General features: G+C 42.7%; 13 protein-coding genes. 7 read left to right on the top strand and 6 right to left on the bottom strand.

The genetic code is table 11. The annotated features are described in order from the left end of the window. Positions 1–15: 15 nt before the first annotated feature. Positions 16–2,388, bottom strand: coding sequence for an ATP-binding protein (locus WKF66_RS18215; protein ID WP_489675919.1), 2,373 nt, complete (start codon positions 2,386–2,388; stop codon positions 16–18). 205 nt (positions 2,389–2,593) lie between these two features. Between WKF66_RS18215 and WKF66_RS18210 the strand changes: the two genes are divergently transcribed. The 3 genes from WKF66_RS18210 to WKF66_RS18200 all read left to right on the top strand — a co-directional run bounded on the left by WKF66_RS18210 (position 2,594) and on the right by WKF66_RS18200 (position 5,135). Further along, positions 2,594–3,229 (top strand): DUF3575 domain-containing protein, encoded by a 636-nt coding sequence (locus WKF66_RS18210; RefSeq protein WP_489675918.1) that lies wholly within the window; start codon positions 2,594–2,596, stop codon positions 3,227–3,229. A 326-nt stretch (positions 3,230–3,555) separates the two neighbouring features. Then, positions 3,556–4,299: a proteasome-type protease gene (locus tag WKF66_RS18205; RefSeq protein WP_489675917.1), complete on the top strand. Its 744-nt coding sequence runs from the start codon at positions 3,556–3,558 to the stop codon at positions 4,297–4,299. Continuing rightward, the gene (locus tag WKF66_RS18200; protein WP_489675916.1) at positions 4,296–5,135 is read left to right on the top strand and encodes a transglutaminase-like domain-containing protein; all 840 of its coding nucleotides are present in this window, start codon (positions 4,296–4,298) and stop codon (positions 5,133–5,135) included. Before WKF66_RS18205 ends, WKF66_RS18200 begins: the two co-directional genes overlap by 4 nt. On the opposite strand, the gene cdaA is transcribed toward WKF66_RS18200, so the two are convergent. After that, complete coding sequence (cdaA, locus tag WKF66_RS18195; RefSeq protein WP_489675915.1) at positions 5,132–5,923, bottom strand: diadenylate cyclase CdaA; 792 nt, start codon at positions 5,921–5,923, stop codon at positions 5,132–5,134. The genes WKF66_RS18200 and cdaA overlap by 4 nt on opposite strands. Before the next feature lie 16 nt (positions 5,924–5,939). After that, a complete protein-coding gene (folP, locus tag WKF66_RS18190) occupies positions 5,940–6,809 on the bottom strand; it encodes a dihydropteroate synthase (protein ID WP_489675914.1) in 870 nt (289 codons plus the stop codon). Between the two features lie 27 nt (positions 6,810–6,836). On the opposite strand from folP, the gene WKF66_RS18185 reads away from it, so the two are divergent. The 4 genes from WKF66_RS18185 to WKF66_RS18170 are packed head-to-tail and all read left to right on the top strand — an operon-like array spanning position 6,837 to position 10,102. Continuing rightward, positions 6,837–7,379: a DUF1599 domain-containing protein gene (locus WKF66_RS18185; RefSeq protein ID WP_489675913.1), complete on the top strand. Its 543-nt coding sequence runs from the start codon at positions 6,837–6,839 to the stop codon at positions 7,377–7,379. 4 nt (positions 7,380–7,383) lie between these two features. After that, the gene (locus WKF66_RS18180; protein WP_489675912.1) at positions 7,384–8,535 is read left to right on the top strand and encodes a BT_3928 family protein; all 1,152 of its coding nucleotides are present in this window, start codon (positions 7,384–7,386) and stop codon (positions 8,533–8,535) included. Positions 8,536–8,537: 2 nt separating this feature from the next. Further along, positions 8,538–9,593, top strand: coding sequence for an ABC transporter permease (locus WKF66_RS18175; RefSeq protein ID WP_489675911.1), 1,056 nt, complete (start codon positions 8,538–8,540; stop codon positions 9,591–9,593). A 2-nt stretch (positions 9,594–9,595) separates the two neighbouring features. Then, entirely contained in the window at positions 9,596–10,102 is a 507-nt protein-coding gene (locus WKF66_RS18170) for a shikimate kinase (protein ID WP_489675910.1), read from the top strand. On the opposite strand, the gene WKF66_RS18165 is transcribed toward WKF66_RS18170, so the two are convergent. Genes WKF66_RS18165 through WKF66_RS18155 form a run of 3 tightly spaced genes read right to left on the bottom strand, consistent with a single transcriptional unit; the run spans position 10,085 to position 14,566 of the window. Continuing rightward, on the bottom strand, positions 10,085–11,791 hold the full coding sequence (locus WKF66_RS18165) for a M28 family peptidase (protein WP_489675909.1): 1,707 nt from the start codon (positions 11,789–11,791) through the stop codon (positions 10,085–10,087). The genes WKF66_RS18170 and WKF66_RS18165 overlap by 18 nt on opposite strands. Before the next feature lie 2 nt (positions 11,792–11,793). After that, a complete protein-coding gene (locus tag WKF66_RS18160; RefSeq protein ID WP_489675908.1) occupies positions 11,794–12,603 on the bottom strand; it encodes a tRNA pseudouridine synthase A in 810 nt (269 codons plus the stop codon). A 1-nt stretch (position 12,604) separates the two neighbouring features. Continuing rightward, complete coding sequence (locus WKF66_RS18155; protein WP_489675907.1) at positions 12,605–14,566, bottom strand: beta-N-acetylhexosaminidase; 1,962 nt, start codon at positions 14,564–14,566, stop codon at positions 12,605–12,607. Positions 14,567–14,568 lie beyond the last annotated feature (2 nt).

Below are 14,568 nucleotides of genomic sequence, written 5' to 3'. Positions count from 1 at the left end.
CAGCGGTGTTTTTTTTTATCGCTGATTTCTTTTGGTGGTGTAGTGCAGTATTTTCCTATAGAGTTCATCCGGCAGAAAAGGCTTTACTACAAAATCATCAATGCCAGCGTCTTTCACCTGCTCCGCAATTTCGTTAGGGAGGTTAGCCGTTAGGGCAATAATCGGAATGTTAATTCCTCTAGCGCGCATATTGCGGGTTGCTTCGTACCCATCCATAACAGGCATATGCAAATCAATCAGTACCAATCTGTGGATCTTCGGATCGACCATGTTTAGTCCCTCAAGTCCGTTAAGCGCCACATCAATAGTTGCTCCCCATCTCTCCAGGTACTTTTGCGCTACTAAAACATTCATCAAGTTGTCTTCCACCAGTAAGATATGAACGCCGGTTAGTGGCTTGTCCGCCTCGTCGGGGAGTACTTCAGCAAGCTGCATACCCACTTCCTTTATGCTTTTTTCAAATACCTGAATGAAGTAGAATGTTGAGCCTTTGCCTTCCTGGCTAATCAACTTAAGAGATGATTTCTGCAACTCTAATATCCTCTTTGAAATTGCCAAACCTAAGCCGGTTCCCCCAAAACCACGTGAGGTGGAAGAATCTGCCTGAGTGAACCGCTCAAAAATGATCTTTTGCTTATCTTCAGAAATGCCAATTCCTGTATCTTTTACATAGATATTGAGGGTCGCTGTTCCTTCATTCTGATTCGCAACTTCAATACCTACCTCGACTTTACCTTTCTGAGTAAACTTGATGGCGTTATGTACAAGATTAGTGATCACCTGAGTAGTTCTGGTGGGGTCACCCAGCAGTTTATTTTTCAGGGCATCGTCCACAATAAGACTCAAACTGATTCCTTTGTCGGTCGCAGAAACCTGAAGTCCACTAACAATGTTCCGTGCAATAGAGGCGATATCCATTTCAATATGCTCGAAGGTAATCTTACCCGCTTCAATTTTAGTGTAATCCAATATGTCGTTCACAATAGATAGCAGGTTGTTTGCTGAAAACAGCATGACATCCAAATGCTCTATCTGGTCTTCCCTTGGATTGTTTTTCAAGAGCAGATGACTCATTCCTATTACCGCATTAAGCGGAGTTCTGATTTCATGGCTCATGGTGCTCAAAAACTCACCTTTTACCAGCAGCCCTTCTTCAGCCTGCCTCGTTGCCAGCTTCAGGGCAAATGATACCCGGTGAGACAGCGCCAGAGATTGCATGAAAAAGAAGATCATGTAACAGAAGAACGTCAACAACTGGTAATCACCAATAATTAGCCAATAGCGAAGCAGTGTAAGCAAAAAAGCGACCATTAAAGCAAGGGAGCTTAGCAAGGTGTACATTGACCCCGGTCGCTTTCTAAGGAACGCAGTGATATAAATATAAGGCATGTAACCGATACAAAAAACGGTAACAATTAGAAAAGGGTTAATAAGCTGCGTGAAATATACCGGCGCTATGCAAAGCGTTGCAAAGGCAAAGGTGAAGGAAATAATGCTAATCATGTCTATCACCTTTTTGAAGATATCCAGCGGGTAAAGGAATTTGGTGTATAGTGCAAATACGCCGATGCTTAAGAACAAACTGATGTATTCCAGTCGGGCAGTTATGTACCAGTTTAGGTCAGGGAAAATGGTATGCAGCACGTAATTGTCTGATCCGATAATGCGGTAGCTGTACATGAAAGAATAAAGGGCAAACATTGCAATTGCTTTATCCCGGCTACCGAGTAGGTAAAGGCCGCTAAAGAACATTCCAGCCATCACAAGGCAACCGAAAAGCACATAGTCTATCGCTTCAGCGCTACGGCGTTGAACTTCAATGCTCTCTTTTTTGCCAATCACCGGAGATTTCAAAATTCCGCCTTTACTGTGAACAAAGTTGGCTACTTGCAGTACTACCTCCAGTTTTTCTGTGCTTTGTGGAATATCGACCGCTTGATACTGCCAGTGCGGAACGAAGCCCGCTGCGGAGGTACTAACCCGGCCATTGGTTGCGACCAGTTGGCCGTTGGAAAACAAGGAATAAGCAGAATAGGCTTCCGGCATCGCAAGTTTAAGTGGCTCCCTGTTTCTGGGAAGTAAAAGGGTGATTTTATAAGAGGCAAAGCCAAATGATGAAAGTTTTTTTCCAGCAATCTTAAATTCTGTCCATTGATTAGGAAACTGCACATACTGCTGCGGCTGAGTAACAGAATCATTTGGCGCAACAAGCCTGTTCCAGAAAAATGCCCATGGGCCTTTTATGCTGTAATTGTTTTCAAAGGAAGCATTTCGCAAGTCGACAATACCATGGACATCTGTTTGTGAAGCAGGATTTCCTTGCGCAAAGCTGGTGCTAACTATTAAGATCAAAGTTAGCAGTAAGGCGTTAAAAGTTTTAAAGATCATTAGTGGTGGTGCATACCTGGGCTCAAATCGTTCACAAAATATGAAATAATATATCATCTGAAAAATCGATTGCGGAGATTCGTTTCTGCGGAAGAAAGATTTATAGATCTAGTCTCTATTAAATAGAAAAAACTAAAAAATATCTTTTCTCAAGGCTTGGTTTTTTTCGGATTAAGAAACTATATTGCTGACTAAAACACACAAAATGAAAAAACAATTTCTTACTGCAGCGGCTGTATTTCTGTCCGTCTATTCTTACTCCCAAACTAAGGGAACAAGTGCGCTCAATTTCGGCGTCTCCTCATTTACCAGCGAATCCAAGAATGTTTCGCCTAACTCTAATCAAAGCTATGAAAACAAAGGCGCTAACTTTGATTTAGGGTATGGATTATTTGTGACTGACAATAATAAGGTCGGCATAGAATTACTGTACAATAAATCAACAACGGAATATCAAGGATTTGAGAGTTCTCGAAAAGAGAAAGGAGTCGGGATAGGACTCAATTTTCAGCATTATTTCCCACTTCTAAAAACTTTTTATGCTTATGCTGGCGCATACGGGCAATACGTGCAGACCGATGGCGAAGAGCGCTTCGAAGGTGGTCAAATTCGTGACATCGATGGATATACAGCTTCGTTAAGTGCGGTCGGCGGTCTTACCTGGTTTATCTCCAGGCGATGGGCGCTGGAAACCAATTTGATTTCAGCAGGTGCAGCTTATAGCGAGACAAAAGACGACCAATCAGGGACTAATGACTACTCAAATAAGCGGACAAACTTTGGTCTTTCATCCGATGGATTGATTAATAATCTTGGCTTCAGAGTCTACCTGATGTTTTAATTAGTCAATTTAATATTGCTAAGCTATGAGGTTAGAGATGCTAAAACGAGTATCTCTAACCTTATCGAACCATTAAACCAGATAGAAACTTCATATCTGGAACATTTCAGTCAAAGGCTGGCCTCGATAATTATTACCTTCTTGATTCAAATCCAATCCAGAGTGCAACCCTCTAGTCGCATCTCGAATCATGATTACTCAACTTTGCCCGCATCATTGTTCATTCATCTATTATTACTATTTAAAACAACAGATGATTCAGCATATAAGGGCTTGTTTTTAACGCATGCTGTGTTTTCATCGTAAATAATTATGTAGTTTTGAGTATGACATATTGTTTAGCGATTAAGGTTAAAGATGGCCTGGTAGCAATAGCAGATACACGGATAACCTCCGGTACAGATACCACCCAGAAAAAGAAGGTTTATATTGAACAACGTGATCGGTATTCTCTATTTATCATGACCAGTGGGTTGCGTTCTGTACGTGATAAAGCAGTACAATATTTCAAGGAGCTCCTCGAAGAAGGTGATACACACAATAAACTATATAAGGCCGTTAACGCTTTTGGTGCACAGGTAAAGCGTGTAGCACAAGAAGATCGCGAAGCCCTCGAGAAAAGTGGACTGAAATTCAATTTGCATACAATTATCGGCGGCCAACTTAAAGATGATGATGAACATAAGCTGTTTTTGTTATATCCTGAGGGAAACTGGGTAGAACTTGGAGAAGGCGCACCTTTTGTAGTCATCGGGAACTCCGGCCATGGTAAGGCGATTCTCAATAGAACATTAACCAGCGAATCGAGTATGCATCTAGCTTTGAAGACTGGATTTCTGTCGTTCGACTCTACCAGGGCCAGCGCAAACGACGTAGATTTTCCAATAGATGTGGTGCTTTACCAGAACAATACCTTCGGTATGGTAGAACACCGATATGTTAAAAAAGACCTGGAGAACATTTCAGACCAATGGGCAGAAGAACTTAAGATAGCCTTAAATAACATCCCTGAGGAATGGATGGATACCGTTTTCAATAAATTACCTTTACCTAACGAAAGTGGCCTATGAAGTTTGAGGTATTTACCGAACTAAAATACGAATCAATCATCCCATCAACCCTGATCTTAAACATCCAGCCATTTAAAACCGTTGGCCAACAGGTCTTACAAGAAGACTTTAGCTGCAACCTTGACTTGAAAAGCTATGAGTGGTACGCAAATGCAGGTGAAAAAAGGTTTAAAGTTTTAGAGGTTCCAGTCGCTAAGGAGGTGGTTTTTACCTATTCTGCGACCGTTGAGAACCAGGTTAAAACTATTCCAGCTAGACGGTTAGACGATGTGCAAATTAGTTTCATGCCGGTTTCCGTACTTCCTTACCTTAACCCAAGCCGGTATTGTGAGTCCGACAAGCTTTATAAGTTTGCCTTCGACAAGTTTGGCGCTATTGAAAGCACCTTCGAAAAGGTGATGGCCATTAGAGACTGGATCTACGACAATGTGGAGTACAAAGGGGGAGTGTCTTCTACCCACACTTCAGCATACGATACGGTCAATGAGCAAATCGGCGTTTGTCGTGACTTTGCTCATTTAGGTGTTGCATTGTGTAGAGCACTAACTATTCCTGCAAGATATTATACCGGTTATGGTTATCAATTGGTGCCACAAGACTTTCACGCCTGTTTCGAAGTATTTCTTGGCGGTTATTGGGTGATTTTTGATGCCACCAAGATGGTGCCTATTAATGGCCTGATTAAGATCGCTACAGGCTTTGATGCAACCGACTGCGCGCTTGCCAGTAGCTTTGGTAACCTGAACTTTACGAGCATGGAGGTGAGGACCTCTTGTTTAGAAGAAGACTTCCAGGCATTAGACAGGGATAGCTTAGCGCAAGGGTACGTTTACTAGAAATCTTTGTTCAATAATTTTTCCAGTTCTCCAAAAGAAACGTTCATTCGTACTCTTCCTTGCTTTGCGTAAGCAATTTCACCCGTTTCTTCTGAAACGATCACGGCTACCGCATCAGTAGTTTCTGATACACCAATACCAGCCCGGTGACGTAATCCAAACTGCGGCGGCAATTGATCGTTGTCAGTTAAGGGCAAAATGCAGCTGGCACTCTTGATTTTGTTTTCGGAGATCACTACCGCACCGTCATGAAGCGGACTGTACTTCTGAAATATACTTTCCAGCAGCCTCTTGGATATTTTGGAGTCAATCACTTCACAGCTATTCGCAAAAAGCTGGTCGTCGTAGAATTTCACAAACACGATCAGTGCTCCGGTACGTGATTTCTTCATGCTTTTGCAGGCATCAATGACCGGTTTAATGCGAACTAAATTATCTCTTTCAATGCCTTTGGTGCCGAAAAGATAACCCCACCAGGCCTTATTACGTTGTAAAAAAGTGTTCTTGCCAATCATCAGCAGGAACCTCCGGATTTCAGGCTGGAATATAACGATAAGGGCAATTAAACCTACACTGATAAACTTGTTGATTATGGTCGACAATAACTCCATGTCAAAGGCGTCAACCACAAACTTCATGATGAGAATGATAACCATTCCCAGCAACAGATTAACTGCGAGCGTATTCTTGATCAGACTATAGATGTAATAAATTAACATCGCAACAAGAACGATATCAATAATCGCTGTTGGCGTAATTTTTAGAAAATCGAAGTCCAGACTTTTCATTACTGCAATGTAGGAATTATTTCAGAGGATATTGTTGCTGCATCTTTTGTACAAGAGCGATGCACTCTGAAGCTTCTTTCACATCATGTACTCTTAAGATGTTTGCGCCTTTAAGCAAGGCAATGGTGTTTACTACGCTGGTTCCGTTAAGTGCTGCGGAAGCTGTTGTTTTCAGAAATTTATGGATCATACCTTTTCTGGATACACCCACCAGAATAGGCAGACCAAAGATATGGAGATCCTGAAGGTTCTGCAGCAGTTCATAGTTATGATCTATAGTTTTTGAAAACCCAAAGCCAGGGTCGATAATGACGTCTTTCACCCCCAGGGCTTTAAGCTTTGCAACTTTAGCGCTAAAATAGTTCGATACCTCAATGCTGATGTTTTTGTAATCGGCAAAGTCCTGCATGTTTTGAGGAGTTCCTTTCATGTGCATCATGATGTATGGAACATGTAGGGCCGCGACGGTCTCAAACATGGCCTCATCAAGGTTACCTGCACTGATGTCGTTGATCATATGCGCTCCCGCCTGAATACCTGCTTTTGCCACTGTTGCACGGAATGTATCTACTGATAAAATAGCCTCTGGAAATTTCCTGCTGATGGCTTCAACAAAGGGGATGAGTCGGTGAAGTTCTTCGTCAACTGTAATGTCGGTTGCGCCTGGTCTGGAAGAATATGCGCCTAGATCTATGAACTTAGCACCTTGGTTTAGAAAGTCTTCCACCCGGAAAAGCGCGTCGTCAATAGTAGCAACTCTACTGACCTTAAAGAAGGAATTGGGTGTGATATTAAGGATCCCCATGACCGAAGGAACCACTAATTCTACTAGTTTTCCCTGCAGGTTGAGTGTGCTCTTTCGGTATAAAAATGTATCTTTAGCCATTGTTTAATGCTGCAAACTTAGATAAAATTGGTAACAAATACTTCAGAGGAATACGATTCAGTAATAGCGGTTTGCAAATCGCTTTTTGTAAAGAAGACAAGCGACTATGGTACTGCCTGGCGCGTTCTGAGACCAACATCCATCACCGATCAAATCTTTATAAAAGCACAACGGATCCGTACTCTTGAAGAGAAGAAAGTATCAATGGTTGGCGAAGACATCACCTCAGAATATATCGGGATCATTAATTACTGCGTCATTGCAATGGTACAGCTCGATCTGGATGCTTCAGAATCTAATGATCTGGATGTGACTAGGGTAGAGGCGCTATATGATAAAGAGGTGTCTGAAACAAAAGAGCTCATGTTTGCTAAGAACCATGATTATGGAGAGGCCTGGAGAGACATGAGGATAAGTTCCTTAACAGATCTTATTTTAATGAAGATATTAAGGGTCAAGCAAATTGAAGATCATCTTGGACATACATTGGCATCGGAAGGCGTTAGTGCCAACTATCAGGACATGCTTAACTACTCCGTATTCGCGTTAATCAAACTGGGGGTAAAATAGAATTATGAAAAGATCACTTGTAAACTTTTTCAGGATATTCGTTGGTATACTGTTCATCTTTTCCGGATTGATCAAGGCCAATGACCCAACCGGCTTTGGCTATAAGCTTGAGGAATATTTTGAAGTATTTCACATGACGTTTTTAATTGGATATGCAACTGGCATCGCGATGTTCCTTTGTATTCTTGAGATCGTATTGGGCGCATTGCTACTGTTTGGATTTTGGCGTAAGCAGGTCACAACGGGACTCCTGGCTATTATTATATTTTTTACATTCCTCACTTTTGTATCGGCCTTCTTTAAAGTTGTAACTTCTTGCGGATGTTTCGGTGACGCGATTCCTCTAACCCCATGGCAATCGTTTTCGAAGGATCTGGTCTTGTTGGTGATGATCGTCTATCTATTTAGGTTCAAAGAGGAGATCAGGCCTGTTACCACGCATCCCGGATGGCAAAGCGGCTTGTTTACTATAGCATTTGTTTTTTCTTTGCTGTTTACACAATTCACTTATAATACACTTCCTATTCTTGATTTTCTGCCCTATAAGGTCGGTTCAAATATCCCTCAGATGATGAGCATCCCACTGGGTGCAATTCCTGATGAATACCAGATCATGTATAACATGACCAACAAGAAAACTGGTGAGAAGAAGGTGTTGAGTGACAAGGATTACCTAAAAACGGAGATCTGGAAAGATGACAATTGGGAAATCGTTGGCGACCCGGAAAGCAAGCTTATAAAAGCCGGTTATCAGCCAAAGATCCGCGACCTTAAAATCACTGATGCCGGAGGAACGGACTACACCAAGGAAATTACGGAGAACCCTTATTACAACATTGTTATCGTGGCCTGGAATTTACACGAGACAGATGAGGGTGGGATGTCCAAACTTAACGCCCTGGCTTTAAACTCAACAGAGCAATTCAACATCAGAACGGTGATGCTCACGGCAAATTCTGCTCAGGATGCAGATGCTTTCAGTAAAAGGATGAAGTTGTTCATGGAGGTATTCTATGCGGATGCGGTTCCATTAAAAAGCATGGTTCGTGCTAACCCAGGCGTGTTATTGCTTAAGAACGGCGAAATTGTAGGCAAGTGGCATTACAGTGCGGTGCCTTCGTTCGACGAGCTTTCTAAAACCTATTTCGCAAAATAGCCATGCTTCATTACGCCCTTAGAAAGCTCTTATACGGATTCGCTGTAATGGCAGGGGTAATTGTTGTAGTTTTTTTGCTGTTCAATGTTTTGCCCGGAGATCCGGCGAGAATGACAATGGGGCAAAGATCTGATGTGCAGTCGCTGGAGGCGGTTAGAAAAGAGTTTGGATTGGATCGTTCAAGACCAGTGCAATTCTTTCTTTACTTAAATGACCTTTCCCCAATTGGGATACATGATAATGATGCAGAATCCCGCGAAAAGTACCGTTACGTAAAACTGTTCTCGGTTGGTAATGACGTGATCGCGTTGAAGTGGCCGTACCTGCGCAGATCTTATCAGACCAAAAGAGATGTTACTACTATTTTAAGAGAAACGGTGCCCAACACCTTTATCCTTGCATTAACTGCAATGATATTTGCCACCATCATTGGTGTTTTCTTAGGAGTAGTTTCGGCAGTCAACAAAGACACCTGGATAGATAAGGCAGCCAATTCCTTTGCGATTCTTGGAATATCGGCTCCTTCATTCTTTGCGGGGATCATCATCGCCTGGCTTTTTGGATTTGTGTTAAGTGACTACACCGGCTTAAGTATGTCTGGAAGCTTATACAGTTACGATCCTTTCCAGGGGGAGATCATGACCTGGAAGAACCTCTGGCTACCAATGGTAACTTTGGGTTTAAGACCTTTGGCCATCATCGTTCAGCTCACACGTAGCGCCATGCTTGACGTGTTGGCTCAGGATTATATCAGGACCGCCCGTGCGAAAGGGCTAAGCCGCAATGCGATCATTTACAAGCATGCGCTGAGGAATGCAATGAACCCGGTGATTACCGCCATTTCAGGCTGGTTCGCATCGTTACTTGCAGGCTCGTTTTTTGTGGAATACATCTTTGGCTATAACGGGTTGGGTAGAACAGCCGTTACCGCTTTGGAAATGTCCGATTTCCCGGTTATCATGGGATCGATTTTGTTTATAGCTTTTGTGTTTGTGATCATTAACATTTTAGTAGATATTTTATATGCCTTTGTTGATCCAAGGGTCAAATTAGCCTAGTTATGAGAATATTTTTAATAGGTTTTATGGGTTGCGGCAAGACCACTTTGGGTAGGAAGCTTGCTCAAAAGATGAACTACAGTTTTAAAGATCTTGATCATGAACTGGAAGCAGCAGCTGGCATGTCGGTGAGCGATTACTTTTCGGCGAATGGTGAGGAAGCCTTTAGACTTTTAGAAAAGGAGACACTACAAAATCGCGATTTTCCTACAAACTGCGTTATCTCAACGGGAGGAGGAACCCCCTGCTTTTTTGATAACATGGAATTTATGAACCGCAGTGGCATCACTATTTATTTAGATATGCCTCCCGCAGCACTTGCCAAAAGACTCGAACACAGTAAGCACAAACGTCCGCTCATTGCCAACAAGGATGAAGAACAAATTGTTGCCTTCATAAAAGAAAAAATAGAGGAACGAAATGCCTATTACAAGCGTAGTTTTTTGACAGTGAATGGCATCAACATTACAGCCGATCAAGTTAGAAACGAACTATTTCAACTCTACTAAATATCTTTCTGTCTCACTTTGGATTAACGCAACTGCGACCTTAATTGCCGCTGCAACTTTAGCAGATCCCGCCTTGACGGGTAAGCTACTAGTCGTTCCTACTGCGGCAATGTAGTAATTGCCCCAAGTCTCTAAAATGTGCTTTTCTTCAGTTAATGGTTTTCGAGAAGAAAGGGCTGCTTTACTTAAGTCAAATTCAACCTTCAAACGCTTTAAAGCAGCATCACGAACTTCATTAAGGGCAAACAAGGCTGTGTTTTCATCTCCATTAATCAAGGTGTAAGCCGCTGTCAATGCACTAACACCCACGTTCTCCATCGTCGTGGCAGAAACCTTATCTAACCGGTCATTGTCTGTATGATAGAAGACATCGGTAAAATGCCACATTAACAATCCTGGAATCTTGTTCTGAAGAAAGGGTGTGTGGTCGCTACCTCCTTCAAATGGATTGAAGTTCACTGTCCATTGCGCATACTTACCTTGATCATTACAAATCTTCATGATCAAGTCGTTGTAATAATGTGGAAATAGGTCTTTTTCCTGAACATCTCCCGAACCCCATTCACTATGTTTATCTGTTCCCCGCGTCCAGATGGCGGAGGGGTCGGGCATTTTCTCTATTAAAAATGAGCCGCCGGTTTTTTGTGTGTCTTCGCCTACCATGTCCAGACTCATTCCCCAAACAATTCCTTTTGCTCTTTCTACATCCTCTTTAATGTAGCGTTGAGTGGAAACAATCTCATCGCCCCAAAGGAAGGTTAATGTGCGCTGCGGTTTTAGTTTGTTGCTTTTCACGAGGCTGGCAGTCACCCTGGCCATTTCTACCAATGTACCTACACCTGTGGCATTATCGTTTGCGCCTGGTTCTTGCACGTGGGCACTAAAAACAAAACGCTGGTTAGGAGCAGCTAATCCTTTCACATTTGCTACTATGGTCAGTTCTTCGGAAGGAAAAAAGTTTGCCTGTATGTTTACTTTCAACTTTACAGGTCCTTTTGCCAATTCTTTCTTTAGCGTTTCTTTTGCCTGGTAAGAGAGGTTAACTGCCCAACCCTTATTATCAGGATTGTTTATACCAGAGAACTGAATAGATGTTGGGTTCTTTTCAGGCTGTGTGTAATCTGGCATCGCATAGCCTAGTACACCTAATGCGCCGGCATTAATTGCGATGTTAAATAATCTTGCGGAACTGGTCTCTGCAAATACAATTTTACCTTTCAGATCTTTATCACTTGCTTTAATTATTGCCGCGGCATCCAGGTAAACAAGCTCTGCAATCTGGCCTTCAGCAGGGGTAGACGTGGAGCCAATAGCGATCATATTTCTATTCGTTTGAAACGCCAGGAAAGGTTCTTGTTGCCCGTCTATCGTTAGACTAGCATTAATTGGATCCCAGGCATTTTTCTTCATCGGACGCTTTTCTAACCGGTAGGTAAGCGGCCCTTCCTGTTCGTTGTCTTTTTGCAGTACAAAACCGGCTTTCTTTAGGATCTCTTCCACATGGTAAATGCTTTCATTGAAGCCCTTGTTTCCAGGAAGTCGCCACCTTCGTTCTACAAACGCAGTTGTCTCATACGCGTTTGCCTTGTTAAAAGCCTTCCTTGTAAGATTGAAATAAGCAGGAGTAGGGTCCTGGGAGTACGCAGAAGAAGCACCCAAAAGCAGTAGAATAGTAAGCAGTTTTTTCATGACTATAGGTTTGTCCAGGTTTCATCAGCCTGCTTTTGTAGTATGGAAGAGAATTCGGTTCTCGGTGGCAAATTCAGGAAGGGATAGGTGACTTTAGAGAGGTACAAGCCCTGCGGATGTGCCGGAGTGATTAGAGGAGGGGTAGTGAGGGTGATTAAATAACTTTCAAATTCATCCACTGATAATGTACCTCTGCCAATCTTAAGCAGTTGGCCCATGATGATTCTGATCATCTTGCCTAAAAAGCGGTTGGACGAGATTTGAAACCTTAACCTGTCGCCTTTTGGATCAACGCTCAACTTCGCCTCCATCACATGACAAATGGTATGCTCGTATTTATCCGGACTTGTGCAGAAGGGCTTGAAATCCCGGTACTTGGGTAACACAGCCGCAGCTATTTTCATTTTATCAAAATCCAGATTCTCTAATAGGTAAAAAGAACTTAAGCCATTAAGAAAAGGATCTTTATAAGTGTGAAGAAAATAGTCGTAAGCCCTATACACCGCATCAAATCGTGCATGAGGCTGCCCTTCCATAGGTATGATGTCGAATACGGCGATATTAGCCGGTAGCGCTTTGTTGAGCCGAAAAAGCAGATCGAAATCCCATTCTCGTTCGATATCAACATGAAAAAAGAACTGGCTTGCGTGCACATGTGCATCCGTACGACCGCATCCGTTGATGAACAACTGGGTTTTAAGAATGCTGCTGAGTGTCTTTTCTATTACACCCTGAACATTAAGCACCCCCGGTTGCTTTTGCCAGCCATTGTATTGCAGACCATTGTAGCCAATGTGGATGAAATACCTCACGTTACCGTCTTCCTGCCCGTCTGTTTAATTCTTCAACTGGCATGTTCATCATTCTGCCAACCTGTTCTTTTCCTTTATAAGTGATGACTTTAAGCATTGTTGCGTCTTTAGGAGGCATTAGCTTTTCAGTGTATTTTGGGTAAAAGCGATCCGGAAATGAATTGTCGAAGCTGTAGTAGATATCCAGTCCTTCCACTTCTGTAGAAAGCTCAATCATTAACTGCTTATCCGCTGATCTGCTCACGCTAAAGATAGGGTCATATACACTTGGGGCGTACTTGGTTTCTGCAATGTCCAGTCTTTTAAAATGCTGTTCGACCTTCGGAAAGAACGTCTTCCAGTTCTTTTTCTCCAGGGGAGACCATAAAGATTCAGAAATTGCAAGACCTCTTGGCCAAGTCATATATTCCGCCTGTCTGATGGTATATACCTGCTCTGTCCAAAGGTTGGCCTGCCCTCCTTTGATATATTTTGCATCCGCTCCTGGAGGAATGGGGTCGAATTCATACGACTTACTTAGCCTTAATGAAGCGTAGACTTTTGGCTCTGTAATCACATCTGCCTGCATGTAATCAATGTAAGCGTAGGTAGAAGGACTCATCACCACTTCATGCTTTCTCTTACTAGCATCCACTCCGTTCTTTACGCTTCTCCAACTCATCACAGCAGCGCTAGGAGGCATATCGCCATTTAGGATTTCATCCCAACCCATAAACTTCTTGCCTTTCGACTCCACAATTTTCTGAACACGTTTTTCAAAGTAGCCTTGAACCTGATGCATGTCTTTAAGATTTTCACGCTTCATCAGGTCTTTGATGCTTTCGCTCTTTTGCCAGAAATTTATTGGCGCTTCATCACCGCCCATATGGATGTATTCAAAAGGGAAGAGTTGAGCGATCTGAGTGATAACGGTATCTAAAAATCCATAAACCCTCTCGTTCGCCGGACAAAGTGTGTTGTCGATCAAAGCAATAGGAGGGGCACCTTTGGACCAGTCCATGATACGCTCGCCGGATCTTACCCTATAGTTCTCTGCACCTGGGGTACAAGACAATTCGGGATAAGAAGCAATAATTGCCAGACTGTGTCCAGGTACGTCGACCTCAGGTAATATATTTACAAAGCGTTCTTTAGCATACTGGACAATTTCTTTGATGTCTTCCTGAGTATAGAAACCACCGTAGGTACGTGGTTCGTCTGTTGCGGGAGGGGCGAAGAAGCCGAACTCGCCAACTTTCTTCACATTCCAGGCACCAACTTCCGTAAGTTTTGGCATGCCCTTTATCTCAATTCTCCAGCCTTCGTCGTCGGTAAGATGCCAATGCAGCAGATTGTACTTGTACCTGACCATTGCATCGATATACTGCTTTACTTCAGCTTTAGTAAAAAAGTGACGTGCGCAATCAAACATCAGTCCTCGCCAGCCGACCCTTGGGTAGTCTGTTACCTCAACACATGGCACAGCCCATTCTACATTTTCCACCAATTCCTTGGATTCAATCTCCTTAGGAAATAGTTGAATCAAACTTTGGGCGCCATAGAACAAGCCAGCCGCTTTGTTCGCTTTTATCGTAATCAAAGCGGGAGTGACTGTGAGGGTATAACCTTCGTCACCTATAGCAGCGTTAGCTTTTTCGTTTAAGATCAATTTGATGGTCGCTGCCCCTTTCGAATCAGATATGTTGGAGACGAAGCTGCCAGTAGGAATAGAAAGCCTTTCCTGTAAAAAGGAAACGACCTGTTTAAGATCAGATGTTGCAGCAGAATGGATCACTACATTGCTGGGAAGTATAAAGTGTCCTTCAGTCTTTACCAATGATACTGGTTCAGGAATGATAGCAATCTCTGCAGTATGGTTGAATTTACCAGAAATTTCGGAGTTAATGATTTCTGAGACTACTGTCTGACTAAAAACCGGTAGTGATAGGATAAATAAGAGTATTAAAAGGGTCGTTCTTTCCATAA

The sequence above is a fragment of the Pedobacter sp. genome, assembly GCF_037719805.1.
Classification (GTDB): domain Bacteria; phylum Bacteroidota; class Bacteroidia; order Sphingobacteriales; family Sphingobacteriaceae; genus Pedobacter.
The sequence above is the reverse complement of the archived record's forward strand: the minus strand, read 5'-3'. Positions and strand labels throughout refer to the sequence as shown.